29 protein-coding genes and 2 pseudogenes are annotated in these 23,030 nt (G+C 69.8%); 13 read left to right on the top strand and 18 right to left on the bottom strand.

The features are described from left to right. Positions 1-341: 341 nt before the first annotated feature. Complete coding sequence (locus IEY88_RS15120; RefSeq protein ID WP_189155310.1) at positions 342-1,841, bottom strand: DNA/RNA non-specific endonuclease; 1,500 nt, start codon at positions 1,839-1,841, stop codon at positions 342-344. Further along, entirely contained in the window at positions 1,799-3,154 is a 1,356-nt protein-coding gene (locus tag IEY88_RS15115; RefSeq protein ID WP_229693398.1) for an ArgE/DapE family deacylase, read from the bottom strand. Before IEY88_RS15115 ends, IEY88_RS15120 begins: the two co-directional genes overlap by 43 nt. Positions 3,155-3,277: 123 nt before the next feature. On the opposite strand from IEY88_RS15115, the gene IEY88_RS15110 reads away from it, so the two are divergent. Beyond that, on the top strand, positions 3,278-3,715 hold the full coding sequence (locus IEY88_RS15110) for an Lrp/AsnC family transcriptional regulator (protein ID WP_189155309.1): 438 nt from the start codon (positions 3,278-3,280) through the stop codon (positions 3,713-3,715). 21 nt (positions 3,716-3,736) lie between these two features. On the opposite strand, the gene IEY88_RS15105 is transcribed toward IEY88_RS15110, so the two are convergent. The 5 genes and pseudogenes from IEY88_RS15105 to IEY88_RS15085 form a co-directional block, all read right to left on the bottom strand. Further along, the gene (locus tag IEY88_RS15105; protein ID WP_189155308.1) at positions 3,737-5,086 is read right to left on the bottom strand and encodes a hypothetical protein; all 1,350 of its coding nucleotides are present in this window, start codon (positions 5,084-5,086) and stop codon (positions 3,737-3,739) included. A gap of 88 nt (positions 5,087-5,174) precedes the next feature. After that, positions 5,175-5,360, bottom strand: a pseudogene (locus IEY88_RS15100) (M15 family metallopeptidase); the annotation flags it as partial. Positions 5,361-5,491: 131 nt separating this feature from the next. Continuing rightward, on the bottom strand, positions 5,492-6,226 hold the full coding sequence (locus IEY88_RS15095) for an SDR family NAD(P)-dependent oxidoreductase (protein ID WP_189155307.1): 735 nt from the start codon (positions 6,224-6,226) through the stop codon (positions 5,492-5,494). Between the two features lie 106 nt (positions 6,227-6,332). Further along, on the bottom strand, positions 6,333-6,923 hold the full coding sequence (locus tag IEY88_RS15090; protein WP_189155306.1) for a TetR/AcrR family transcriptional regulator: 591 nt from the start codon (positions 6,921-6,923) through the stop codon (positions 6,333-6,335). 127 nt (positions 6,924-7,050) lie between these two features. After that, positions 7,051-7,914 (bottom strand): annotated as a pseudogene (locus tag IEY88_RS15085) (helix-turn-helix transcriptional regulator); the annotation flags it as partial. A 62-nt stretch (positions 7,915-7,976) separates the two neighbouring features. Here IEY88_RS15085 and IEY88_RS15080 point away from each other — a divergent pair. Next, positions 7,977-8,375 carry a VOC family protein gene (locus tag IEY88_RS15080; RefSeq protein WP_189155305.1) on the top strand — a complete coding sequence of 133 codons (399 nt, stop codon included), beginning with the start codon at positions 7,977-7,979 and terminating at the stop codon, positions 8,373-8,375. Here the strand turns inward: IEY88_RS15080 and IEY88_RS15075 are convergent. After that, a complete protein-coding gene (locus tag IEY88_RS15075) occupies positions 8,326-8,892 on the bottom strand; it encodes a TetR/AcrR family transcriptional regulator (protein WP_189155304.1) in 567 nt (188 codons plus the stop codon). The two genes, IEY88_RS15080 and IEY88_RS15075, sit on opposite strands and share 50 nt — an antisense overlap. Positions 8,893-8,959: 67 nt before the next feature. Here IEY88_RS15075 and IEY88_RS15070 point away from each other — a divergent pair, with 67 nt between their 5' ends. Further along, the gene (locus tag IEY88_RS15070) at positions 8,960-9,451 is read left to right on the top strand and encodes an FBP domain-containing protein (protein WP_189155303.1); all 492 of its coding nucleotides are present in this window, start codon (positions 8,960-8,962) and stop codon (positions 9,449-9,451) included. 3 nt (positions 9,452-9,454) lie between these two features. Here the strand turns inward: IEY88_RS15070 and IEY88_RS15065 are convergent, their stop codons facing one another. The 7 genes from IEY88_RS15065 to IEY88_RS15035 all read right to left on the bottom strand — a co-directional run bounded on the left by IEY88_RS15065 (position 9,455) and on the right by IEY88_RS15035 (position 13,127). Further along, entirely contained in the window at positions 9,455-9,631 is a 177-nt protein-coding gene (locus tag IEY88_RS15065; RefSeq protein WP_189155302.1) for a hypothetical protein, read from the bottom strand. 82 nt (positions 9,632-9,713) lie between these two features. Beyond that, on the bottom strand, positions 9,714-10,472 hold the full coding sequence (locus IEY88_RS15060) for an isocitrate lyase/PEP mutase family protein (protein ID WP_189155450.1): 759 nt from the start codon (positions 10,470-10,472) through the stop codon (positions 9,714-9,716). 74 nt (positions 10,473-10,546) lie between these two features. Further along, complete coding sequence (locus IEY88_RS15055; RefSeq protein WP_189155301.1) at positions 10,547-10,909, bottom strand: ArsR/SmtB family transcription factor; 363 nt, start codon at positions 10,907-10,909, stop codon at positions 10,547-10,549. After that, positions 10,906-11,370, bottom strand: coding sequence for an SRPBCC domain-containing protein (locus tag IEY88_RS15050; RefSeq protein ID WP_189155300.1), 465 nt, complete (start codon positions 11,368-11,370; stop codon positions 10,906-10,908). The genes IEY88_RS15055 and IEY88_RS15050 overlap by 4 nt, the downstream gene beginning before the upstream one ends. A 79-nt stretch (positions 11,371-11,449) precedes the next feature. Beyond that, entirely contained in the window at positions 11,450-11,611 is a 162-nt protein-coding gene (locus IEY88_RS15045; protein ID WP_189155299.1) for a DUF397 domain-containing protein, read from the bottom strand. Next, on the bottom strand, positions 11,589-12,452 hold the full coding sequence (locus IEY88_RS15040) for a helix-turn-helix domain-containing protein (RefSeq protein ID WP_268241238.1): 864 nt from the start codon (positions 12,450-12,452) through the stop codon (positions 11,589-11,591). The genes IEY88_RS15045 and IEY88_RS15040 overlap by 23 nt, the downstream gene beginning before the upstream one ends. A gap of 90 nt (positions 12,453-12,542) precedes the next feature. Next, positions 12,543-13,127, bottom strand: coding sequence for a TetR/AcrR family transcriptional regulator (locus IEY88_RS15035; RefSeq protein WP_189155297.1), 585 nt, complete (start codon positions 13,125-13,127; stop codon positions 12,543-12,545). A 91-nt stretch (positions 13,128-13,218) separates the two neighbouring features. Between IEY88_RS15035 and IEY88_RS15030 the strand changes: the two genes are divergently transcribed. From IEY88_RS15030 to IEY88_RS15020, 3 genes are all read left to right on the top strand, one after another. Further along, positions 13,219-14,250, top strand: coding sequence for an NAD(P)-dependent alcohol dehydrogenase (locus tag IEY88_RS15030; protein WP_189155296.1), 1,032 nt, complete (start codon positions 13,219-13,221; stop codon positions 14,248-14,250). Between the two features lie 57 nt (positions 14,251-14,307). Then, entirely contained in the window at positions 14,308-14,874 is a 567-nt protein-coding gene (locus tag IEY88_RS15025) for a TetR/AcrR family transcriptional regulator (RefSeq protein WP_189155295.1), read from the top strand. Between the two features lie 72 nt (positions 14,875-14,946). After that, positions 14,947-16,365 carry a carboxylesterase/lipase family protein gene (locus IEY88_RS15020; RefSeq protein ID WP_229693396.1) on the top strand — a complete coding sequence of 473 codons (1,419 nt, stop codon included), beginning with the start codon at positions 14,947-14,949 and terminating at the stop codon, positions 16,363-16,365. Here the strand turns inward: IEY88_RS15020 and IEY88_RS15015 are convergent. After that, complete coding sequence (locus IEY88_RS15015) at positions 16,362-16,586, bottom strand: hypothetical protein (protein WP_189155293.1); 225 nt, start codon at positions 16,584-16,586, stop codon at positions 16,362-16,364. The two genes, IEY88_RS15020 and IEY88_RS15015, sit on opposite strands and share 4 nt — an antisense overlap. Between IEY88_RS15015 and IEY88_RS15010 the strand changes: the two genes are divergently transcribed. From IEY88_RS15010 to IEY88_RS15000, 3 genes are read left to right on the top strand one after another with little or no spacing between them, the layout of a single operon-like run. Continuing rightward, the gene (locus IEY88_RS15010; protein ID WP_189155292.1) at positions 16,587-16,964 is read left to right on the top strand and encodes a hypothetical protein; all 378 of its coding nucleotides are present in this window, start codon (positions 16,587-16,589) and stop codon (positions 16,962-16,964) included. Between the two features lie 52 nt (positions 16,965-17,016). Further along, positions 17,017-17,574 carry a vitamin K epoxide reductase family protein gene (locus IEY88_RS15005; RefSeq protein ID WP_189155291.1) on the top strand — a complete coding sequence of 186 codons (558 nt, stop codon included), beginning with the start codon at positions 17,017-17,019 and terminating at the stop codon, positions 17,572-17,574. Positions 17,575-17,613: 39 nt separating this feature from the next. Then, a complete protein-coding gene (locus IEY88_RS15000) occupies positions 17,614-18,837 on the top strand; it encodes a hypothetical protein (RefSeq protein WP_189155290.1) in 1,224 nt (407 codons plus the stop codon). On the opposite strand, the gene IEY88_RS14995 is transcribed toward IEY88_RS15000, so the two are convergent. Both IEY88_RS14995 and IEY88_RS14990 read right to left on the bottom strand, forming a co-directional pair. Beyond that, a complete protein-coding gene (locus IEY88_RS14995) occupies positions 18,811-19,359 on the bottom strand; it encodes an HAD family hydrolase (RefSeq protein ID WP_189155289.1) in 549 nt (182 codons plus the stop codon). The genes IEY88_RS15000 and IEY88_RS14995 overlap by 27 nt on opposite strands. Continuing rightward, the gene (locus IEY88_RS14990) at positions 19,356-20,093 is read right to left on the bottom strand and encodes a DeoR/GlpR family DNA-binding transcription regulator (RefSeq protein ID WP_229693395.1); all 738 of its coding nucleotides are present in this window, start codon (positions 20,091-20,093) and stop codon (positions 19,356-19,358) included. The genes IEY88_RS14995 and IEY88_RS14990 overlap by 4 nt, the downstream gene beginning before the upstream one ends. A gap of 74 nt (positions 20,094-20,167) precedes the next feature. Between IEY88_RS14990 and IEY88_RS14985 the strand changes: the two genes are divergently transcribed. Genes IEY88_RS14985 through IEY88_RS14970 form a run of 4 tightly spaced genes read left to right on the top strand, consistent with a single transcriptional unit; the run spans position 20,168 to position 23,028 of the window. Further along, complete coding sequence (locus IEY88_RS14985; protein WP_229693394.1) at positions 20,168-21,328, top strand: MFS transporter; 1,161 nt, start codon at positions 20,168-20,170, stop codon at positions 21,326-21,328. A 10-nt stretch (positions 21,329-21,338) separates the two neighbouring features. Next, positions 21,339-22,010, top strand: a complete 672-nt coding sequence (locus IEY88_RS14980) for an RraA family protein (RefSeq protein ID WP_189155287.1) — start codon at positions 21,339-21,341, stop codon at positions 22,008-22,010. A gap of 5 nt (positions 22,011-22,015) precedes the next feature. After that, entirely contained in the window at positions 22,016-22,582 is a 567-nt protein-coding gene (locus tag IEY88_RS14975) for a TIGR03086 family metal-binding protein (protein ID WP_189155286.1), read from the top strand. Positions 22,583-22,629: 47 nt separating this feature from the next. Next, positions 22,630-23,028: a VOC family protein gene (locus tag IEY88_RS14970; RefSeq protein WP_189155285.1), complete on the top strand. Its 399-nt coding sequence runs from the start codon at positions 22,630-22,632 to the stop codon at positions 23,026-23,028. Positions 23,029-23,030 lie beyond the last annotated feature (2 nt).

Below are 23,030 nucleotides of genomic sequence, written 5' to 3'. Positions count from 1 at the left end.
GCAGATCGCAGTACTCCGAAGGCCTGCCAGGCCCGCCACCTCGAAAAACGGGGCGCTCACAGCCGGGGAAGTTGCAGCTCGTCTCCACGGCGATAGCGTAGCAGAAATACGTGTGCAATAACGTTAAGTAACGCAACGCTACTCAATTGGGCGGGAAAAGTCTGGCCGCCGATAAGTGAACATTATCGGCGGCCAGAAATGGCGGGCGGGAGTTCCGTTGGGGTGCCCTGATCACGCTGGCTCTGCCGCACGGAGAGGGCTGAAAAACATGGGCATCGACTTCGACTGCGAGTTCCACGTGCACCGGACAGCCTGGCCGGCTACGCACAGGTGCCGCGACATCAGTGGATCGTGTAGTTCGAGACCGTTCGGCGGATGATCTCCTTGCCGGTGCACAGATCCCGCGCCACCACCTCGATCGCGACCGGCGACAGGACGTTGCCCTCGTAGACCGGGGTCGCCGTGTACTCGACGCACGTGGTCGGGTTCAGGGTGACGAACTCCTCGACGTGGGACTCGACGTCCACGTACATCCGGATGTTCTGCAGCCCGCCGAACGGCACGAGGTTCTCCCGTCCCCCGCTGCCACCCAGCACCCTGGCGAGCAGGTGGGCCCGGTGCTGCCCGGCGACGACACCCGAGTAGCCGGCCGGGTCCTCCAGCGGGCGCTGGCCCGACCACGTGCGGCCGCGCATGGTGGCGCGGACCCCGGTCGCGCGACCCAGCGAGTCGAGGCCGCCGTAGGTGGCGTTCGTGCCGGGCGGGCACTCGCACTCGCCGTCGCCGCCGTCGGGTTTCTCCTCCTGCGCGGGGTCCGTGTCCGCGAGGCCGCCCGGTGGCAGGGTGCCGCCCCACTTGTCCATCTGCGCGTTGATTTCCTGGGTGTGCGCGATGGCGTACGCGACCCCGAGCGTGATGGCGACGCCTACCAGCGTGAGCACGACGAACACCGGCGCTTTCACGGCCAGGCCGAACGCCGCGCGGCGGGCCACCGTCTGCGTGGTGATGGGGACGAGTCGGCAGGCGACGATGCGGTAGATGCCGCTGGCCTCGCGGGCGGTCTTCGCGAGGTCGACCGCGGGCAGGGCGCTCAGCACGACGACCGGGCCGCTGGCCACGGAACGGCCGCCGATCGACGCGCCCTCTCCCCTGGCCAGTTCGGAGTCGACGGCCACGATGCGCTCGCCGCCGGTCTGCTGGCGTTCGGCCACGGGACCGAGGTCGCGGTCGCCGACGACCAGGTGGGCGGACCTGTCGGGTACCTCGACGCCCCGGTCCTTCGCCGCCTTCGCCACCTTGCCAGCGATGCGCTCGCTGTGGTCGTGCGCGACCTCGGCCAGGTCGCGGATCGCGTCCGGTGGGAGTTTCGCCAGCCGTGAGGTGATGTCCTGGTCGGACATGGCGTGCAGCTGGCGGGTCACCGCGGCCCACTCGCCGGCGCGGACCGCCTGCTCGTACACCTGGTAGATCCGTCCGATCCGGGCGACCTCCGCCCGCCCTCTGTCCAGCGCCGCGATGATCGTCTGCTCCTGCGGCCACCCGGCCAGGTGCACCGCGACGGCGGCCCTGGTGTTGGCGGCCTCGCCCACGGACAGGCCTGCCGAGAGCCGGACGATGTCGGCGTCGTTGAACCCGTTGAGCCGGGTGGCGACCGTCTGCCACTCACCGGCCTGGATCGCCCCGCGCAACGCGGTGAGCAGGTCCGACCGTGACGCCCGTTGCACCGCGAGCCGCTGGACGAGCCCGGTGACGGCCCTGTTGCCCACGGCTCTCTGCAGCGCGTGGGCAGGGGCGTGCGTCAGCGGGCTCCGGGTGGGTTGGACGGCTTGGGCGTGGAGCATGGAATCCAGGCTGTTCCACCCCGACGTTCACGACAACGGCCGTAGGGGCAGTCACCCGACCGTCCGCAGGGTGGCCAGGACCAGGGCCCGCGCCACCGTGACGACCTCATTGACCCGCACCTGCTCCTGCGGGCCGTGGGCGAACCGCACGTCACCGGGTCCGTACTGCAGCGTCGGGATTCCCGCTCCCGCGTACAGGCGCAGGTCACTGCCGTAAGGCGCACCTGCTCGGCGGGTCGCGCGGACCTGGTGACGTCGGCGTGCGCGTCGCCGACCAGCGCCGCCAGGGGATGCGCGGCCGGCAGCCTGCCGCTGGCGAACTGACCACCGGGCCACGTCACGACGGCCGGGTGCGACCGCAGCCACGGGTCCGACGCGCAGGCCTCGGCCACGCACGCCTCCAGGTCGGCGCGGGCCTGCGCGGGATCCTCGCCCAGCGCCACGCCCAGCCGTCCCTCGGCGACCAGCAGGTCCGGCACGCTGCTCGCCCAGTCGCCGGCCCGCACCGTGCCGACCGACAGCGGGTACGGGATCTTCCAGCCCGACATCAGCGGATCGGCGTCGGCGTTGCGCCTGGTCTCGAGGCGGGCGAGCGCGGCGTGGATCGGCAGGTACGCGTCGATGGCGCTGACCCCGGCGTAGCGGGTGCTGCCGTGCGTGGCCTGGCCGGGGACCTCGATGCGGAACGTCAGGGCGCCGCCGTTGGCGACCATCAGCGCGCCGCTGGTCGGCTCGGTGATGATGCAGGCGTCGCCGGTGTGGCCGCGCTGGATCGTGCCGAACGCGCCGAGCCCGCCGTCCTCCTCGCTGACCACGAAGTGCACCGACACCTGGCCGCGCAGTCTCGCGTCCGCCGCACGGATCGCGGCCAGCGCGGCGAGGATCGCCACCACACCGGCCTTCATGTCACACGCCCCGCGGCCGTGCACGACGTCGCCGACGGCCCGAGGGCGGAACGGATCGCCGTCCCACTGCGCCACGTCGCCGGGCGGGACCACGTCGACATGCCCCTGCAGGATCAACGTCGGCCCGTCGCCGGTCGCACGGCTGCAGCCCACCAGTCCCCACGCTTCTGTGCGCGGGGCTTCGCCACCGGGGAAGTCGGGGTGCGCCCGCAGTGAGGCCAGGTCCATGGACCACAGGTCGACGTCCAGGTCCAGCCGCTCCAGGTGCCCCGCCAGCACGTGCTGCGCCTCGGACTCCGCGGCACTGCCCGTCACGCTCGGCACCGCGAGCAGGTCCAGCAGGAGCCGGCCGATCGCGGCCTCGTCCACCGCGGCCAGCGCCGCCGCCTCGACATCGTTGATGGTCACGAGCCGTGAGATTAGGTTCGCCCGCACACGCAATCAATCGCCAAAATCGGCATCTACCAGCGCATTCTTTGCAAAGATCAGTGCTCTATGGCAGTTATTTGCACCAGGCCGGATCCTCTGGGCATGGACGACATCGACGAAGCGATCATCCGGTGCGTGCTGCGCAACGCCCGCGCCACGTACGCCCAAATCGGCAAGGCAGCGGGGTTGTCGCCGTCCGCCGCCAAGAGACGGCTCGACCGCCTCGTCGCCACCGGGGCGATCCGCGGCTTCAGCGCCCTGGTCGACCCGCAGGCCATGGCGTGGCACACCGAGGCGTTCGTCGAGGTCTACTGCACGGGCAACCCCACCCCCGCCGAGCTGACGAAGGCTCTCCACGACATCCCTGAGGTCATCGAGGCCTGCACCGTCTCCGGTGCCGCCGACGCGATGCTCTACATGCTCGCCCGGGACATCCCGCACCTGGAGCAGGCCATTCAACGAGTGCGCTCCACGGCTCTCGTCGACCGGACCGAGAGTGCGATCGTGCTCTCCCGGTTGCTGACCCGACCTCGCCTGTGAATGCGCCCTGGCACCGCACGACTAGGAGCCCTTCTTCTCCGGCGACAGGGCGTCGGCGAGCTTGCCCGCCGCGCGCCGCCTGGCCTCGCCGTCCGCCGTCCTGACGTAGGAAAACGGGTGCTGCCCCTCCTGGGAGATCACGTCGTGGACGCACTGGTAGATCCTCCGGAGCGCGACGCGCCAATCCAGGCCGTCGGGAATCTCGCGGAGTTCGATGATCGCGGCCGGCGTGCTCTCTGGTTCGTCGCGGTGCGCGACCTGGTCGACGCGCGGACCCAGCGCACCCAGCCCTTCGTGGATCTCCTCCAACACCTGCAGCAGCTGTGCCGGTCCCATCTTCGGTGGCGCCCACTCGATGCCGGCCCGGAGGGACTCCGCGCGCTCGCCGCCCTCCAGGAACCCCGCCTTGCCGCGGGCGGTCAACAGGTCGACACCCCTGGCCGACATGCCTTCCAGCCAATCGCGCCGGCTCGTGTGGTTGCGGTGCCCGAACGTGATGCCCTTGTTGTCGTACCTGAGGTGCTGGGAGAACACCGGTGCCGACGCGCGGTCGTCCCCGCCCATCGCGAGCTCGTCCGTGAGCGCGGCGACCCACAGCTCCTGGCGGTCGCGGATGACCCGCTGCTCGTCCGCGGGGATCATCGTGAACAGGGTCGCGAAGTCCGTCCTGGACATGGCCCGCACGAGCCCCTTGAGCGTGCGAGCGGAGTCGCCGCGATCGCCGGCGACGAGGTACGACCGCAGCAGGTGGATCAGCCCGGTCAGGTCGGGGCTGGGCGAGTCGACGATCCGTTCGGCGGCCTGGTGCGGCCAGCTGTCCTTGGGGCCCTGCACCACGGCGGCGCGCGCCTGGGTCAGCGCGGCGAACAACTGGGGGATCCGCGCCAGCGGCACCCCGACCGTCACCTGTGCGAACGGCGTGAAGGGGTCTTTCGACTCGAGCAGAAACCCCTTGCAGCCGTCTTTCAGCTTCAACGCGCGGAACTTCTTGCCGGTGGCCCGCTTGTCGAGCTGGGTGATGGTCTCGCCGATCTGCCGAATCAGCGCTTCGAGACCGCCGGGGTCCATGACACCCGGCGGGTGCGACACGATCTCGAGGACGGACCCGGTCCCCGCGTCCTCGGCCTGCAACTGGAACTCGTCGCGGACGGCGATGGGGACGCCCTTGTCGACGCGTTTCCGTGGCCTCGTGTCGGTGACCACCGACCACTTCGAGTCTTCGAGCTCGATGCCGACGTTGCGCTGGACCGACAGCAACCTGCCCATCGCGCGGTTGCCGGCCGCGCTCTGCAGGGCCATCAACCCGGCACGCGTCGGCCTCGCCACCGGAAGGGCCTGCTCGCGCCGCGGCTGCGGCAAATGGTCGTGCACACTGCCTCCCGTGGAGTAGTCGCAGTGCACAGTGGCGCGACCGGCGGCCTGGCCGCAGCGTCCGTGCGGGCTGGCGGAAGGGCGGCGGTCAGCGCGCGACGGGGAAGTTGAAGTAGGTGTCGGGGAACGGCTCGTCGTTGAGCGTGAAGTGCCACCACTTCTCGGGCAGGTTGCGGAACCCGGCCCGCGCCATCGCCGACTCGAGCAGCTGGCGGTTCTCCCGCGCCTGGCCGGTCACGCGCGGGTCGTCGGTGTGCGAGAGCGTGTCGAAGCAGTCGTAGCCGGTGGAGGGACAGGGCCAGGAGCGCGGACAGCAGCACGGCTCGCATGGACCTCATCCAAGCAGTTCACGTTGCCCGCGCACCGGCTCCGGCCGAAGCGCCATCTCCTCGCCGAGACCCTGCCTCAGATCTGCGCGTAGCCACCGTCGACGGCGAGTTCGGAGCCGTTGACGTAGCTGGACGCGTCCGACGCGAGGAACACGGCCGCCGCGGCGATCTCCCGGGGCTCGGCCAGCCTGCCGAGCGGAACCGCCGCCTCGCCGGCGGCGAGCGCCTCGGGCGGGACCAGGTCGAGCAAGCCCTGCGTGCGGGTGCCGCCGGGCGAGAGCACGTTGATCCGGTACTGGCGTGTCCTGGCGCCGTGGGCGAACCCGCGGGCCAGGTTGCGGATCGCGGCCTTGGTCGCCCCGTACACCGGCAGGAACGGCTCGGGCCGCGAGGCCGCCGTCGACCCGGTGAGGATGATGGACGCCCCAGGCGCGAGCAGGGGCAACGCCTTCTGCACGGTGAACACCGTGCCCTTGACGTTGGTGGTGAACATGGCGTCGAACTGTTCCTCGGTGATCTCGCCCAGCGGGGCCGCGATCCCGATCCCGGCGTTGGCGACCAGGACGTCGATCCGGCCAGCCTGCTCGGCGACCGTCGCGTAGAGCCGGTCGAGGTCGTCGAGCAGGCCCACGTCGCAGCGGATCCCGGTCACCGCGGACCCCAGTTCGGCCTCCACCCCGGCGAGCTGCGCCTCGCGGCGGCCGGCGACGAACACCCGTGCGCCCTCGGCGACGTAAGCCCGCGCGATCTCCAGCCCGATGCCCGCGTTCGCGCCCGTCACGACCGCGACCTTGCCGTCCAGCACCTTCATGACCACTCCGCTCCAGTTATTGACTGATTGGTCCATAACACCCCGATGTGGACCGTTCGGTCAATAACTCGGGGAGCATCGTGGCGCAGGCCACTGCGGAGATGTCTCAGGAAGAGGGGAGCAGACCGGCGAGCAGAGCCTCGGCCATGGCCGACAGGGCGGCGGGGTCCTGGCCGATGCGGCCGAGCACGACCAGCCCGAGCTGACCGGCCAGCACCGCGCGGGCGGTGACGTCCGGGTCGAGACGGGACGCGACGTCGCCCTCGCGCTGCGCCCGGCGTACCGCCTCGGCCAGCACGGCGGTGGTCGCGGCGTAGCTGCGCCGCGCCTCCGCGGCCACCTCGGCGGCGCTGGCCGAGAGCTCCATCGCGGTGTTGGCGAGAAGGCACCCCCGGCGGGCCTGCTCACCGCTGGGGTCGAGCAAGGACCCGGTCACGAAGTCGCGGATCACGTCGATGCCCCGGTCCGCGCGCTCCAGCCACCCGCGCAGCATCCGGTCGTTGGCCTCGTCGTACTCGCGCAGGACGCGCAGGAACAGGCTCTGCTTGTCCCCGAACGCCCCGTACAGACTCCCCTTGCCCAGGCCGGTGGCCGTCAGGAGGTCGTCGAGCGACGTGCCCGCGTACCCCTTGTCCCAGAACGCCGCCCGCACGGCCGACAGCACGAGTTCCTCGTCGAACTGGCGTGGGCGCGGCACGGTCCGAGACTACCCGTAATGGACCGATCGGTCCATGATCAGGGCAGGTGAGGAGGCGGGCCGACCGCAGGAGCCGACCGGCGAGAGCCGCGACGAGGTCGCGCAGCTCGTCCGGCCGCTCGACCACGAACGACAGGTCCAGCGACGCGAGCACGGCGGGCAGCCAGTCGAGCCGCTCCACCCGCAGCACGACCCGCGACCAGCCCTCGGCGCCTGGTTCCACCACCGCGACGCTCGCGGGAAGCCGGGTGTGGATCTGCTCGGCGGTGCCCTGGATCCGCAACGTCACCTCGTGCCGGTGCGGCGCGGTCGCGATCCCGGTCAGCACGCGTTCCGCCGCGTCGACCGGGCCGGGCGGGTCGAACGAACCAGGCAGGGTCCGGACGGCGACCACGCGGTCCAGCCGGAACGTCCGGTCCTCGCCGACCGCCGGATCGGAGCCCGTCACGTACCACCGGCCCGAGTGCGCGACGAGTCCGTACGGGTGGAACGTGCGGTCGCTCCGCTTGCCGTCCCCGGCGGTGTACCGGAGCGCCACAGGCCGGTGGTGGGTCACCGCGTCGGCGATCGCGAGCAGGACCGGCGCGTCCGGAACGGCCGGCGACTCGCGCCGGTCGGTGAACGCGAGCGAGCCCAGCACCGCGTCGAGCCTGCCGGCGAGCCGTGCGGGCAGCACCCGCCGGACCTTCGCCGCCGCCGTCTCACTCGCTGTACCCGTCATCAGACCCGTGACCAGGCCTACCAGCACCGCCAGGGCCTCGTCGTCGCTCAGCATCAGCGGCGGCATACGGTACCCGGCAGCGAGCCGGTATCCGCCGTAGCGGCCGCGCACCGATTCGACCGGCACGTCGAGGTCGAGCAGGTGGCCGACGTACCGGCGCACGGTGCGTTCGTCCACGTCGAGGCGCTCGGCGAGTTCGCCCACGGTACGGACGCCTCCTGATTGGAGGAGCTCCAAGAGCGCGAGCACGCGGGCGACGGGCCGGGGCATGACCGCAATCCTCCCGCACATACCGGGCGGGTTCTGTCCGGTATTGGTTTTAGCGTGCGGTCATGGACTTCGCATCGATCCGCATCATCACCGCCGACGTCGCCCGCCTCGCGGGCTTCTACGAACGCGCCACCGGCGTGGCCGCGACCTGGGCCACCGAGGACTTCGCCGAGATCAAGACCTCGTCGGCCACCCTCGCGATCGGCAGCACCCGCACCGTCGCGCTGTTCGCCGCCGGGTCGGCCGAGCCGTCCGCCAACCGCAGCGTCATCATCGAGTTCCTCGTCGACGACGTGGACGGCGTGCACGAGAACCTGACCGGCGTGGAGGTCATCCAAGAACCCACCACGATGCCGTGGGGCAACCGCTCGTTGCTGGTCCGCGACCCCGACGGCAACCTCGTCAACTTCTTCAGGCGGGCCACGCCCGCAGCAGCGAGTCCAGCGCGTCCAGGGCTCTGAGCCACGACGCCTCGACCCCGCGCGGGTGGCTGTGGAACGCGCCGGAACGTTCCAGCGACACGAACCCGTGGAACGTGCTGTGCAGCAGCCGTACCGCGTCGGTCTGGTCGGGTTCCCACAGGTCGTAGCCCCGCAGCAGCGCGCGCGTCATCTCGGCGTGCTTGCCGGCCGCGCTGTCCGCTGCCGTGTCGGGGTCGAGCGCCATCTGCATCGCCGAGTAGCGGCCGGGGTGCTCGTGGGCGTACCGGCGGTAGGCGCTCGCGAACGCGACCAGGGCGTCCTTGCCCGACCGTCCCGCGATCGCCTCCGCCACCCGGTCCGCGAGCTCGGCGAGCGCCAGGACGGCGAGCCGGACCCGCAGGTCCTGGGCGTTGCGGATGTGCGAGTAGAGCGAGGCGTCCTTCACCCCGAAGCGGCGGGCCAGCGCGGACACCGTCACGTTCTCGAAGCCGACCTCGTCCGCCAGGTCCGCCGCCGCCTGCGTGAGGCGGTCGGCCGTGAGCCCCGCACGTGCCATCCGTCACCCTTCCTAGGGTCCTTAATGATTTGCCTAGGACCTCTAGGTAAGCCTAGCGTCCCTGGTCATGAAGCCGCTGACCGAACACGACATCCGCGCGTCCTTCGTCAATTCCACCAAGGGCGAGGCGAAGCGCATGCACGTACCCAGGGATCTGGGCGAGCGGCCGTGGGACGACCTGGACTTCCTCGGCTGGACCGACCCGGCCGCGCCCGACCGCTCGTACCTCGTGACCGAGCTGGAGGGACGGCTCGTGGGCATCGCGCTGCGACGAGCGGCGCAGGCCGGACGCGCGCGCAAGACCATGTGCTCGTGGTGCCTGACCACGCATTCCGGGGACGGGGTGTCGCTGATGAGCGCCCGCAAGGCCGGCAAGTCCGGGCAACTGGGGAACACGGTCGGCGTCTACGTCTGCGCCGACCTGGCCTGCTCGCTGTACCTGCGGGGCAAGAAGAGCGCGGGACCCGGCTCGCGGTTCAAGGAGTCGCTCTCGCTCGACGAGCAGGTCGAGCGGATGACGTCCGGGATCAGCGCGTTCCTGGGGCGGGTGAACTCGTAGGCGTCAGAGCTCGAGCACCAACTCGGCGGTGCAGGCGCGGGCACAGGGCCACGGGTCGCCGCACTCGGTGCAGCCGGTGGTGGCGGGCAGGTGCGTGTCGAGCACCTGGACCGCCCTCGTTCGATAGCGCTCCAGGTCAGTCTCCCAGTTGTGGCGGGAGCCCGCGGTCGCACTCGTCATGGTCATCAGTCCTCGGGTTGAGCTTGTGCACACAGCATGCACCTGTGACGCCGCTCACGGGCGACAATTGCGCTAAACCCGCCTATCGGCGGGTCGCGAGCTGCTCGACGTCGGAGCGCAGGTGGCTGAGGGCAGTGCGGTAGAGCTGCGGGCCGACCGAGACACGGGCGACACCGGCCGCACGAAGCGCCTGCAGCGACCCACCCCGCAACGGCAGACCCGCGTTCACCGGAGCGCCGACCTCGGTGACGACCGCACGGAGGTCCTCCGGCCCGGCTCCGGGCACGAACACGCAGTCGGCGCCGGCCGCCCGGTACGCCTCCGCCCTGCTGATGGCGTCCGTCAGCCTCCGCTCCCCGGAGAACGGCGAGGCGGGGAAGAACGAGTCGATCCGCGCGTTGATCACCAACGGCACCCCGATCCGGTTCGCGGCCGCCCTCATCTCCCCGATGTAGGCGGCACGCACGTCCAGGTCGACCAGACCGCCGTTCGCGTGGTCGGTGTCCTCGACGTTGCAGCCGGCCGCGCCGATCCGGGTGATCAGCTCGGTCAGCTCGCCGGGAGGCAGTCCGTACCCGGCTTCGGCGTCGACCGTGACCGGCACGTCCACCGACGCCACGATGCGCGCGGCGACGAACATCATCTCGTCCCTCGGCGCTCCCTCCCCGTCGTCGTAGCCCAGCGCGGCGGCGATCGCGTTGCTCGCCGTCGCGATCACCGGGAAGCCCGCCTCGACGACGACGCGGGCACTGCCGACGTCCCAGGCGTTCGGCAGCACGAGCGGGTCGCCCGGGACGTGCAGCGAACGCAGGAGTTCGGCCTTGGCGGCCTGGTCGGACATGGGTGGTACGGGCACCTCGGCCGGTGACCGCTCGACGGTGGAGTAGCCGCGCTCGGTGCGCGGCGCCGGTGTCGTCATGACTTCTCAGGTCCTGCCTCTCGATCAGCCCTGTCACGCTGGATCCGCTCGGCGATGCGCTTGATGCGTTGCAGCCGGGCGTCCCAGGTCGCGCCGACCGCGGACAGCTGGGCGACCGCGCGGGCGAGCTGCGCCTCGTCCACCTCGTAGCGGCGCTCGCGTCCGGCCGGCGTCACGTGCACCAGACCGGCGCGGTCGAGCACACCGAGGTGCTTGGCGACCGCCTGCCGGGTGACCGGGAGCCGCTCGCTCAACGTCGTCGCGGTGCCACCCCCGTCACTGAGCAGCAGGTCGAGCATCCGGCGACGGGTCGGGTCGCCGACCGCGGACCAGAGGTCGTCGTCGATCGCGGTGCTCACGATCGCGCGACCAGGGCGTCGGCACGCGCGACGAGGCGCGGCAGGAAGTGGTCCCACCCGCGGACGTGATCGGCGTAGGCCTGCTCCAGCACGGCGGCCTCCCAGCCGCGCTCCCGGAACCCGGTCTCCTTGAAACGCAACACCGTGCCGTCGCCGGACGCGATCAGGTCGATCGTGACGAGCAGCGAGTTGCCCGGCGCCGCCGACGCCCCCTGGTCGTAGACCCAGCGGAACGCGAACCTCCGCGGCGGGTCGGCCTCGACGACGGTGAGCTGCTCGACCTTCACGTCCGGAGAGGCCGGGTCGCCGAAGCTGATCGTGCCGGTGCCACCGGGCACCGGTTCGAACTCGGCCTCGTCGGGCCACCACTCGCGCATGTGCTCGGGCGAGCTGACCACCTCGTAGACCACCTCGGGGGCGGCGTCGATGCGCAACTCCCGTTCGATGCTTCCGTGCTCCATGCGACTCTCCTCAAAGCGCAACCATCGGTTGCACTTCACGCTAGCCGGAGAGGTCAGCTCGCGCAACCTTTGGTTGCACTCAGGACTGCTTGGTCACCATGCGCAGGAAGTCCGCCCACTGGTCGGCGCTGAGCGGAAGCTCGACGGACGGGGACTTGCTGTCCCGTACACCGACCCCACGGCCCACCTCGACGCAGTTGGTGTCGGCAGCGCTGTAGCTACTTTTCCGCCAGCAGGTCATGACGAAACTCCTCACCGATGATGTCGGTGATCAGCATCCTGGTTCGCGCCTCGTCCAACGCCGTCCGTCCGAGTGACTTCAGCACGTCTTCGTAGAGACCGACCGAAGGCTGATCTTCGAGAAACACCGTAGCTCCCGCGCTCTCCACGTAGACGAGCGGCGGGATCTTCTTGAAGGTCAGCATGTCGAACGAACCTGACAGTCCGTCGTGCGGCCCAGCCGCCGTGGGGATCACTCGGATCGTCAGGTAAGGCCGGACCGACACGCGCAGCAGGTGATGAAGCTGGTCAGCCATGACATCCGGACTTCCGACCGGCAGGCGGAGGGCCTGTTCGTGGATGTAGAGCGTGATGGCTCGGAAGCCGTCGAGAGCAGCGTTCTGACGCTCGATCCGGTTGCGGATCGCACCAGGGCGTTCTTCTGCCGACAGCTGCCGTGATGAGTTCACCATGGCGGCGATGTAGTCGGGAGCTTGCACCAGGCCGTGCACGACGTTCATCGACCAGCCGGTGACGCCGGTCGCCTTCTGCTCCTGCTCGCGCAGTGTGCGGGCCCTGTCCTTGGTACCGGCTTTGGGCTGCAACCAGTCCCGCTGGTGGGTTTCGTGGTGCAGGGCCATCAGGTGGTCGAACTCGTCGGGCGGCGTGCGCAACAGTCCCAGCAACTTGGCGAGGTCGACGTCGCTCACGCCTTCCTTGCCGTTGACCAGTTCCGAGACCTTGGCCTCCTGCCAGCCCAACAGCTCGGCGGCGGCCCGGTTCGTGAGGTCGGCCGCGCGCAGCAGCGCCCGCATCGCGTCACCGAACTCGCGGCCGCGCACCGTTGATCTCCGCAAAGGCATGCGGGACAACGTAGAGCGGCTGTTCCGTTTGGCTCCACCCATTCGCCGCAGGTCAACCTGAAAGCATGCTGTTTGGACGAATTCCAAAGGTCAGGGGGCTACGGCGCGGCGCACGCTGTCGCGCAGGAAGTCCCGCCTGCGGTCGTGTGCCTCGGCGGGTTCGCCGGCGGTGGCCGCGTAGACGTTGCTGACCGGCGACCACGCCATCGACATCGCGATGACCATGGCCATCAGGTCGAACGGATCACCGTCGCGGACCAGTCCGTCCGCCTGCGCCTGAGTGATCGCCTGGAGCTTGGACGTGTCGAGGCGGTCGGTCTCGGTGACGAGATGGCCGGCGGGGCGTCGTTCTAGGCGGGTCCACGTGGCCAGCCGGATGAGCTCCGGGTTCTGCAGGTACTCGTCATAGAGGCGGACGGCCCAGTCGGGGAGGTCGGTGGCGTCGATGGGGACGACGTCGACGATGCGTTCGAGCGAGGCGAAGAAGATCGCGTCGAACAGGCCTTCCTTGTTGCCGAAGTAGGCGTAGAGCTGGGCCTTGTTGGTGCGTGCGGCGGCGACGACCCGTTCGATGCGGGCGCCGGCGATGCCGTGTTCGGCGAACTCGCGGGTGGCGACGTCGATGATGCGCTGCCGGGTGGCGGCGCCTCGGGTGGTCAGCTGCTGGTCGGGCATGGGGGAACTGTACCGACAGACCAGTCGGTTTACTTTCGGGCCGCAGCGGGCTAGCTTGAAATAGACCGAACAGTCTGTTTGAAGGAGCGTCATGCGAAGCACCACCGGCTGGCAGGCCGACGGAACGGCGTTGCGCTCGACGCCGATCTCCCGACGTGACCTGCGCAGCGACGACATCGCGGTGCGCGTGGACTTCTGCGGGGTCTGCCACACCGACCTGCACTCCCTGCGCGGCCACAACGGCGAGGGGCCCCTCGTGCCGGGTCACGAGTTCACCGGCGTCGTGACCGAGGCCGGGCCGGACGTGACGGCGTTCCAGGTCGGCGACGCCGTGGCGGTCGGCAACATCGTCGACTCCTGCGGCGTGTGCACGATGTGCGTGGCCGGCCAGGAGAACTTCTGCCGTGAGTTCCCCACGCTGACCTACGGCGGTACCGACCGTTACGACGGGACGACGACACTCGGCGGCTTCTCGCGGGAGTACGTCGTGCGCGAGAAGTTCGCCTATCCCCTGCCGTCCGGGTTGGACCCGGCAGCCGCAGCGCCGTTGCTGTGCGCCGGGATCACCGTCTGGGAGCCGTTGCGGGCGTTGGGTGTCGGTCCGGGAACGCGGGTGGCGGTGGCCGGGCTCGGTGGGCTGGGGCACCTCGCGGTCAAGTTCGCGGCGGCGCTCGGTGCCGAGGTGTCGGTCGTGAGCCGGTCCGCAGACCGCGCGAAGGACGCCCTGCGGCTGGGTGCGCACGACGTCGTGGTCTCCACCGACGCGGAGAGCGCGGCCGCTGCCCGCGACCGGTTCGACGTCCTGATCGACACCATCCCGGTCCAGCACGACCTCGGTCCCTACCTCCAGCTGGTGGCCGTCGACGGGACGCTGAGCCAGGTCGGGTACCTCGGTCCCCTCTCCCTCGAGACGATGGACCTGCTCGTCGGCCGCAAGAAGCTGAGCTCCGGCGGTAGCGGCGGGATCCCGGCGACGGCCGCCATGCTGGAGTTCTGCGCCGCTCACGGCATCGTCGCCGACGTCGAGGTGCTGCCGTCGGCCCGCGTGGACGAGGCGCTCGACCGGCTCGACCGCGGAGACGTGCGGTACCGGTTCGTCCTCGACCTGTCCGACCTCGACTGACAGGGCTTTCCAGTCGACGGGCACACTTGATTTGCTCAGGCGTGCTAAGTTTTGCTCATGCGAGCAAAGTCCGTGACCGAGCAGGCCCGGCGGGCGCAGATCGTGGCGGCGGCCATCGCCACGATCGCGGAGCTGGACTACGCGGAGACGTCATTCAAGGCCATCGCGGCACGGGCCGGACTGAGCAGCACGGGACTGATCTCGTACCACTTCAGGAACAAGCAGGAACTCGTCGACGTGGCGTTCGCGGACATCTTGGAGCGCTTCCAAGGATTCGTGAACGCACGGATGGGCCAGTCCGGGGCGCGCGCCGAACTGCGGGCGTTCCTGGTCGCCAACATCGCGTTCCTGCGCGAGCACCGCGCGGACATGGTGGCGTTCCTGCGGATCACGGCCCACGCGGCGGTGACGGACGGGGGCATCGCCGACTCCGATCACGCGGGGCTCGCCGACCTTCTGCGACAGGGACAGGAGGCCGGCGAGTTCCGCGTGTTCGACCCGGAGGTGATGGCCGTGTTCGTCCTCGCGATGCGCAACGGCGTCGTGCTGCGGTCCGGGTCACTCGATCTCGACGTCTGCGAACAGGAGTTGGTCGCGGCCGTCGACCTAGCCACGAGGGGTTGATTCATCGTGCGTCGGGGCACGTTGTTGATCGCCGCGTTACTGCTGGTCAGTGCATGCGGCAAGGGGGAAGCCATGACGTCGGGCGTCGTCACCACCGACACGGGGAAGGTCAAGGGGGACCAGCGCGACGGGCACCTGCGGTTCCAGGGGATCCCGTACGCGGGCGCGGAGCGGTGGAAGCCACCGGTGCGGGCGGCGGCGTGGAGCGGGGTCCGGGAGGCTGCCCGGCCCGGCAGCCCGTGTCCGCAGGTCGGGTCCAGCTACTCCGAGACGAAGAGCACGAACGAGGATTGCCTGTTCGCGAACGTCACGACACCTTCGACCGGTGGCCGCAAGCCGGTGCTGGTGTGGGTGCACGGCGACGGCGCGATCGGGGCCGGGCACCACTTCGACGCGGAACGCCTTGCGCGCCAAGGGGACGTCGTCGTGGTGACGTTCAACTACCGGATGGGCGTGTTCGGCGGGTTCGGGCTGCCAGGGCTCGAGCACTCCGGCGAGTTCGGCCTGCTGGACCAGCGCGCGGCGTTGGAGTGGGTCCAACGCAACATCACCGGTTTCGGCGGGGATCCGGGCAACGTGACGTTGTTCGGGGTGTCGTTCGGCGCGACGGCCGTCGGCGCGCACCTGATCGGGCAGCCGCCGCTGTTCCACAAGGCGATCATGCACAGCTCGTTCACGATGGTGGACGTGCCGAAGGGCGCCTGGTACCCGGACCTGGAGGCATTGCCGTCGCTCGCGTGGCGGCCGGTGCCGGAGATCCAGGAGATCGGCGCGATGATCAGCTCCGAACTGGGCTGCGCGGACGTCGAGTGCCTGCGCCGGCTGCCGGTCGAGAAGCTGCTCGACCACCCGCAGATCATGAACATCTTCCAGCCCGTCGGCTACGGCGGCTCGCTGCTGCCCCGTTTGCCGGGAGAGTCCTTGCAGGCGGGCGAGTTCGCGGACGTGCCCATGCTCGTGGGCGCGACCCGCGACGAGCACAACAGCTTCGTCGGCCTGTTCCGCCCGGACCCGATGTCCACTGAGGACTACTCACGGCTCGTGCGGGAGGCGTTCCCGGACCGCGCGGCCGAGATCGAGCGCGAGTACCCGGTCAGCGCGTTCGCCTCGCCGAAGCAGGCATGGGCTTCCTTGCTGACGGATCGCGTGTGGGCGAGGGCGACGTTCCAGCAGAACACGCTGTACGCGAAGAAGGCACCCGTCTACGCGTTCGAGTTCGCCGACCGTGCGGCGTCCACGGACCCGTCGTTCCCGCCCGAGCTGCACGGCGCGAACCACTCGTCGGACATCGACTACCTGTTCCCGGACGCGGACTTCGCCAAGGACCGCGGCCTGTCCGACCACATGATCAAGACGTGGACGGACTTCGCCCGCGCGGGAACGCCGGGGTGGCCGCGGTTCTCCGACGGGCAATACGTGCAGTCGCTCGCGCCGGGTGCGATCGGGCGCGTCGACTACGCGGCCGAGCACAGGCTGGGGTTCTGGCGTTAGAGCGCCTCGGCGAACTCGCCGAGGTCCCTGATCTGGTCACCGGTGAGGGTCTCCAGCTCGGCGGCGGGGATGTTCAGCAGGACGGCCAGGTCGCCCGCCCCTTGCGCGAGTGGCGCCAGCGCCTCCAGCACCGGCTGTCCGGCGATCACCAGCCTGTCTGATTCGTGCAGCTTCTCCCCCATGTGCGCGAGCCTGGGCACGACATCGCTACCCTGGATCACGTGCCAGGCACCCGCAGCTCGCGAACCCGCGCGTACGTCGCGCGGGTTTTCGCCGTGCTCGCGCTGGTCGCCGGTGTCGCGATGATGCAGGGCACGCCGTGCGAGACGGAGTTCGCCTGGACCGCGCAGTGTCCGACGTCCTCCACGTCGGCGATCGCCTTCGTGGCCGACGACGCGGACGCGGGTTCGTCGATGCTCGACGGCATCCTCGTCGCGGGCTGCTGTCTCGTGGTGGCGCTGGCCGTGCTGATCGGGTTCGCGCTGCTGCGGCGGACCGGTTCGTTCGCTCTGCTGGCGGTGCGTCTGCCTGCTGTTCTGCCTCCCCCTTCACGCCGGCTGGAAGTGCGGCTGACGCAGCTCTGCGTGCTGCGCGCCTAGACCGACCCCGTTCTGCGGGTCCGTCTTCCTTCGCCACACGTGGAGTTCTGCCATGTCCAAGAACGCTCGTCTGTCCCTGATCATCGTCGCCTGGGTCCTCGCGATCGGCGGCTTCGTCGGCCTGGTCGCGTCGTTCGTCCTGACGATCGAGAAGATCGCGCTGCTCAAGGACCCGTTCTACGTGCCGACGTGCAGCATCAACCCGGTGCTGAGCTGCGGCTCGATCATGAAGACCCCGCAGGCCGAGCTGTTCGGGTTCCCGAACCCGCTGCTCGGCATCGCGGGCTTCGCGGTGGTGGCGACGCTGGGCGTGCTGCTGCTCGCCGGCGTCGAGTTGCCGTCGTGGGTGTGGATCGGGCTGCAGGTCGGCGTGACGGCCGGTGTGCTGTTCGTGCACTGGCTGATCGTGCAGTCGCTGTACGAGATCGGGGCGTTGTGCCCGTACTGCATGGTCGTGTGGGCGGTGACGATTCCGATCTTCTGGTACACGACTTTGCGGAACTTCCGGCCGGGGTTCCAGTTCCACAGCGTGGTGCTGATCCTGTGGTACCTGGTGATCGTCGGGCTGGTGCTGCAGGCGTTCTGGTTCTACTGGTCGTCGCTCGTTTAGGTCCGTAGCGTTCTCGTCCCCTGCGGCGACTAACCCGCCGTGGGGGACGGAAAACAGACACGGCCTCAGTTGCGGCGCGGCATCTCGGCCAGTCGAGCGAAGCACCTGCGGGCACGGCTCGAGCCTGGGCGTGAGCGCTACCGGGTGGTGCACGAGGTCGCCGCCGAGCACGGAGTCCCGGTCGACCTGGACCGGGCTCACCACCGGAAGCTCGACCTGCGGCTGGTCCGGGACAGGATCTGCTCCGCCCGGTGGGAGACGGCAGGCGCCATGAGCTATCTCTTCCTGCTGCTCACCGTGGGGACTCTCATCGCCCAGCACTTCAAGGTGTCTTCAGCGCACGGCGTGTTCATCAGCCTGTTCGGCGTGATGCTCGTCGGATTGCCGGCAGTGGGCGCAGACGCACTGGCGCGGGGACGATTCCGGCGCGTCGCGTCCCTGTTCTTCGTCAGCTACAACTTCGTGATCGTCGCGGCGGCCGCGCTCATCGTCTACGGCGAGTTCGTCGGCAAGGGGCCCGTACACGCGCTAGTCGGCCACCCGGCCGACAACAAGGATCTGTACGTACTGGTGCACGCGGCGCTCACCTACGCCTGCTTCGTGGTGGCGATGTTGGTGTCGATGCCGATCGAGAAGCTCATCGATCGGCATCGCCGGTTTCGCAGCCGTTCGATGGCCATCGCGGTGGACACGCTGTTCCGCTGCGTCGAGTCGGCCCGCGACGAGAAGTCGTTCATGGACCCGGACACCAGGAACCGGCTCATCACGCAGACGCAGGAAGTCGCGCTCGTGCTGAAGCACGGGCTGTGGCGGACCATGCGCGTGCGAAACCCGCTGGCGTCCAGGGAGTTCAGGAGACGGTGCGTCCACGCCGGGCAGTCGATCGAGCTTCTGTGCGTGAAGCTGGTGCTGCCCGACAGGACGACTCATCGGGACTACCTGCACAAGATCCTCACGCTCGCCGACACCCTGCTGTCCGGCAGGTACGGCGAACTGCCGGACGATCCCGAGCGCGCCTCGTACGTGGTGCGGAGCAAGATCGCGATGGCCGGCAGGTTCGTGGGCAAGGTGACCGTCGGCCTCGCGCCGTTGGCCGTCTACCTGCTCCTGCGTCACTTCAAACTGGTCCCGGCCGCCGCGGAGGTCCCGGTGCTGACGCTGTGCATCGCGTGGCTCGCCACCTACGGACTGAACGCCCTGAGCCGCCACGACAGCTCGTCGCAGTTCCCGAACGTCCTAGGCATCTTTGGCAGCACCAAGTAGACCGCGCAGGCCGCCGATGCCGGTGAAGTGGTGCCCGCGCATCCCCACCAGCTCGGCGGCTCGCACGTTCTCCATCCGGTCGTCCACGAACAGGATGTCGTCGTCCCCCAACGCGTCCCGGCAGAACTCGAACGCCGCCCGCTCCGGCTTCGCCGCACCGATGCGGCACGAGAACGCCCGCAGCTCGAACAGGTCCAGCCACGCATAGGTGCGCTCGAAATGACGCGCGTGCTCCTCGGGGATGTTGGACAGCAACGCGATGCGCTGGCCCGCGTTGCTCAGTTCGTGCAGCAGCGCGACCATCTCGTAGTCAACGCGGGCCCAGCTGGCGACGTCCTGTTCCACCAGTGGCGGGTGGCCCACCAGCGCCCAGTACTCGTCGGCCGTCACGTCGCCGCGGTCGTAGCCGGGGCGGTGGGCCCAGTAGGCGGTCCAGAAGTCCGGTGAGGTGCTCATCGTGGCCATGACCTCGGGTGACTGGTCGCGGGCGATGACGCCGAACATGTCGAACAGCACGATCATGCCGTCACCACCGTGACGCCCGCCGCGGTCAGGCCGTCGTCGCCTTCCGCGTCGGTGACGACGGCGTCCAAAGAGGACACCGCGGCAACGTGGGCCAGGGCGGTGCGGGTCAGCTTCGAGGCGTCCACGGCGGCGATGACGCGGCGGGCCGAGGTGATGGCGGCTCGTTTCACCGAGGCGTCCTCCAGGTCGAAGGCGGTCAGGCCGTGTTCGGCCGACAGGCCGCAGCAGCCGATGACCGCGGTGTCGAAGCGCAACGCCTGCACCGAGGCCAGGGTCAGCGGTCCGGTCAGCGCCAGTTCGCCGGGGCGGGGGCGGCCGCCGGGCACGAGCAGCGTCACGGTCGAAGAAGAAGACAGGGCGTTCACGGCGTGCAGCGACAACGGCATGACGGTCACGCGTCTGTCGTGCAGCAGGCGGGCCACCTCCAGGCAGGTGGTGCCGCTGTCCAGGACGACGGACTCGCCGTCCGCGATCAAGCCGGCGACAACCGAGGCGATGCGGCGCTTCGCGGCCGTGTTGTCGTCCGAGCGCAGCGCGAACGGGGGTTCCGACCCGCGCAGGAGCAGGCTGCGCGCGCCGCCCCGGTAGCGTTCGAGGACACCCTGGGCGGCGAGGATCTCCAGGTCACGGCGGATGGTCATCTCGGAGGCGCCGGTCAGGGTCGCCAGGTCCGCCACACCGAGCGAGCCGGCGTCGCGGACCGCCTCGGTGATCTGCTTCAGTCGGGACACACCCGAGATTGAACAACAGTGATGTTCGAAACTCAACCTTTCGAACATGCGATTCGTTCGTTAGCGTGCTCCGTGTGAACGCTCTCAAGGCCGCGCGGGTGGCCACCTTCACGTACTTCGCGCTCAACGGGTTCCTGCTCGGCCTGTGGCTCGTGCACATCCCGACGGTCGAGGACCGCACCGGCATATCGCACGCCGAACTCGGCCGACTGTTGCTGCTGCTCGGGCTCGGCGCGTTCATCGGCATGCGGCTCGGCGGCAAGTTCACCGACCGCGTGGGCGTGAAACTGGTCGTACCCGCCGCAGGGGTGTTCTGCAGCATCACGGCCCTGATGCCGGGTCTGGCCGTGAACCAGTGGACGCTCGGTGCGGCGCTGCTCATCTTCGGCCTCGGCAACGGCCTGATCGACGTGAGCATGAACGCGCACGCCGTGGTGGTGGAGCGGCACTACCAGCGTCCGGTGATGTCGGCGTTCCACGCGACGTGGTCACTCGGCGGTGTGGCCGCGGCGTTGACCGGCGCACGCACGCTGAGCTGGGAGCTCTCCCCTGCCACGACACTCGGCGCCGCCGCGGTGCTCGGTGTCGTCGTCAGCCTCGTGACCGCCCGGTTCCTCCTCAACGAGAAGGAGGAGCAGCACGCCGTCGAGCAGACCGGAAAGCGCAAGGTGCCGCGCCGGATCTGGATCATGGCCGTGCTCGCCCTGCTGGTGATGCTGAGCGAGGGCGCCGCGAACGACTGGAGCGTGCTGCACCTGCAGGACATCCTCGACGCGTCACCGCAGATCGCCGCGCTCGCCTACGGCGCGTTCGCCACGACCATGACCGTCGGACGGCTGCTCGCGGACCGGATCACCGCGAAGGTCGGGCCGATGGCGGTGCTGCGGTGGGGCTCGGTGATCGGTGCGGTGGGCATCGCGACCGCCGCGCTCTCGCCGTGGATCTGGCTGGCGCTGGTCGGCTGGGCGATCGCCGGCATCGGTCTGTCGGGCACGGTGCCGCAGCTGTTCAGCGCGGCCGGGCACGCGGAACCCGGTGCGGCGGGCGCCAACGTCTCCCGCGTGGCCGGGCTCGGTTACCTCGGCGTGCTGGCCGGACCTGCGGTGATCGGCTGGCTGACGCACGTCGTGCCGCTCAACATCGCGTTCCTGCTGCCGGTGGCGCTGTGCCTGGTCGCGGCGCTCTCGGCTGGCGTGTTGCGCACAGAACCCACCGAGGAGAAGGTCGCGGCGTAAGAATGCCCGCATGGATCTCGCCACCCTCGATCTGACCACCGCGCACCTGGCCGACGCCTGCATCCGGGCGAACATCCCGGTGCGCACAGTCGTTCTCACGCCGGTCATCCCCGGCACGAAGACGTCCGGCCGCGTCCTGCCCGCCCGGCACGCGGGCAGCGTCGACGTCTTCCTGGAAGCACTCGAACGCAGCCAGCCCGGCGACGTGCTGGTCGTCGACAACGACGGCCGCACGGACGAGGCCTGCGTGGGCGACATGATGGTGCTCGAAGCGCAGCAGGCTGGGCTCGCGGGCGTCGTGATCTGGGGTCTGCACCGCGACACGCAGGACATCCGCACGATCGGGCTGCCGGTGTTCAGCCTCGGCGCGAACCCCACGGGGCCGTTGAGCCTGCGCGACCGCGCGCCCGAGGCCCTCTCGACCGCGGAGATCGACCAGTGGACCGTGACGTCGGACGACGTCGTGTTCGGTGACGACGACGGCGTGCTGTTCGTGCCGGCGTCCGAGGCGGCCGCGCTCATCGAAAAGGCGCGCGGCATCCGGGATGTCGAACGAGCGCAGGCGGACCGCGTGCGGCAGGGTGAGTCCCTGCGCGACCAGCTCCGGTTCGGCGAGTACCTGGAGAGCGGGCTCACCTTCCGCGAACACCTGCGCAGGATCGGCGGCGCAGTCGAGGAGTGAGGCCAGTGATCGCGGAGAGATATCGCGCTCGTGCGGAGGCGTTCGAGGCGAAGGTCGCGAACGTGCGTTCAGACCAGTGGGGCAACCCCTCGCCGTGCGCGCAGTGGACGGCCCTGGAAGTCGTGGACCACGTCATCGACATGCACGGCGTGATGCTCGGCCATCCGATCGAACGCACCGAGGACCCGCTCACGGACTTCCGCGAGGCCCGCCGTCAGGTTCAGGCGGCATTGGAGTCGGACCGGGCGACAACCGAGGTCTCCACCCCGGCCGGCCCGATGACGCTGGAGGACCACGTCGACCAGGTGGTGAGCGACGACCTGGTGCTGCACGGCTGGGACCTCGCCCGCGCCACCGGCCAGGACGAGACGATCCCGGCCACCGACGTGGAACGCCTCTGGGCGACGGCGACCGCCGTACCCGCCGACCTGATGGAACGCTTCCGCACACCCGGCGCGTTCGGTCCCGGCATCGAGGTCTACGGCGCCGAGATCGCGGTGCCTCCCGACGCTCCGCTGCAGGACAGGCTGCTCGGGTATGTGGGCCGGGACCCCATGTCGAAAAATCCCTGAGCACTTCGACGGGTCCACGTAGGCAGCCGCTGAAAGGAACTTCGAACATGGACTGGACCCTGGAAGTCGTCGTCGTACCGGTGTCGGACCTCGACCGGTCGAAGCGGTTCTACTCCGAGCAGCTCGGCTTCACCGTCGACCACGACACGACGTTCAGCGAGGACGCGCGCGTCCTGCAGCTCACCCCGCCCGGCTCGGGCTGCTCGATCGTCATGGGCAAGGGCATCGTCAAGGGCGAGCCGGGTTCGCTGAAGGGCGTGCAGCTCGTCGTGTCGGACCTGGAGAAGGCCCGCGCGCAGCTGCTGGAGCGCGGCGTCGAAGTCGGCGAGATCGTGCGCATGAACGAGGCGGACGGAGGGTCGTTCATCTTCTTCGACGACCCGGACGGCAACAGCTGGGCCGTGCAGGAGATCAAGGCCCGCGCTACCGGTGGGGAGTGGAAGTGAAG

The sequence above is a fragment of the Lentzea pudingi genome, from assembly GCF_014646255.1.
GTDB classification, from domain to species: Bacteria; Actinomycetota; Actinomycetes; order Mycobacteriales; family Pseudonocardiaceae; genus Lentzea; species Lentzea pudingi.
This window is presented reverse-complemented; position numbering and strand designations above follow the sequence as displayed.

Excerpts from the sequence above, each read along its gene's own strand:
- IEY88_RS15120 (WP_189155310.1), bottom strand. The coding sequence starts at position 1,841 with ATGCTCCACGCCCAAGCCGTCCAACCCACCCGGAGCCCGCTGACGCAC.
- IEY88_RS15110 (WP_189155309.1), top strand. The coding sequence starts at position 3,278 with ATGGACGACATCGACGAAGCGATCATCCGGTGCGTGCTGCGCAACGCC.
- IEY88_RS15095 (WP_189155307.1), bottom strand. The coding sequence starts at position 6,226 with ATGAAGGTGCTGGACGGCAAGGTCGCGGTCGTGACGGGCGCGAACGCG.
- IEY88_RS15080 (WP_189155305.1), top strand. The coding sequence starts at position 7,977 with ATGGACTTCGCATCGATCCGCATCATCACCGCCGACGTCGCCCGCCTC.
- IEY88_RS15075 (WP_189155304.1), bottom strand. The coding sequence starts at position 8,892 with ATGGCACGTGCGGGGCTCACGGCCGACCGCCTCACGCAGGCGGCGGCG.
- IEY88_RS15070 (WP_189155303.1), top strand. The coding sequence starts at position 8,960 with ATGAAGCCGCTGACCGAACACGACATCCGCGCGTCCTTCGTCAATTCC.
- IEY88_RS15065 (WP_189155302.1), bottom strand. The coding sequence starts at position 9,631 with ATGACGAGTGCGACCGCGGGCTCCCGCCACAACTGGGAGACTGACCTG.
- IEY88_RS15060 (WP_189155450.1), bottom strand. The coding sequence starts at position 10,472 with ATGTCCGACCAGGCCGCCAAGGCCGAACTCCTGCGTTCGCTGCACGTC.
- IEY88_RS15050 (WP_189155300.1), bottom strand. The coding sequence starts at position 11,370 with ATGGAGCACGGAAGCATCGAACGGGAGTTGCGCATCGACGCCGCCCCC.
- IEY88_RS15045 (WP_189155299.1), bottom strand. The coding sequence starts at position 11,611 with ATGACCTGCTGGCGGAAAAGTAGCTACAGCGCTGCCGACACCAACTGC.
- IEY88_RS15040 (WP_268241238.1), bottom strand. The coding sequence starts at position 12,452 with ATGCCTTTGCGGAGATCAACGGTGCGCGGCCGCGAGTTCGGTGACGCG.
- IEY88_RS15035 (WP_189155297.1), bottom strand. The coding sequence starts at position 13,127 with ATGCCCGACCAGCAGCTGACCACCCGAGGCGCCGCCACCCGGCAGCGC.
- IEY88_RS15030 (WP_189155296.1), top strand. The coding sequence starts at position 13,219 with ATGCGAAGCACCACCGGCTGGCAGGCCGACGGAACGGCGTTGCGCTCG.
- IEY88_RS15025 (WP_189155295.1), top strand. The coding sequence starts at position 14,308 with ATGCGAGCAAAGTCCGTGACCGAGCAGGCCCGGCGGGCGCAGATCGTG.
- IEY88_RS15020 (WP_229693396.1), top strand. The coding sequence starts at position 14,947 with ATGACGTCGGGCGTCGTCACCACCGACACGGGGAAGGTCAAGGGGGAC.
- IEY88_RS15005 (WP_189155291.1), top strand. The coding sequence starts at position 17,017 with ATGTCCAAGAACGCTCGTCTGTCCCTGATCATCGTCGCCTGGGTCCTC.
- IEY88_RS14995 (WP_189155289.1), bottom strand. The coding sequence starts at position 19,359 with ATGATCGTGCTGTTCGACATGTTCGGCGTCATCGCCCGCGACCAGTCA.
- IEY88_RS14980 (WP_189155287.1), top strand. The coding sequence starts at position 21,339 with ATGGATCTCGCCACCCTCGATCTGACCACCGCGCACCTGGCCGACGCC.
- IEY88_RS14970 (WP_189155285.1), top strand. The coding sequence starts at position 22,630 with ATGGACTGGACCCTGGAAGTCGTCGTCGTACCGGTGTCGGACCTCGAC.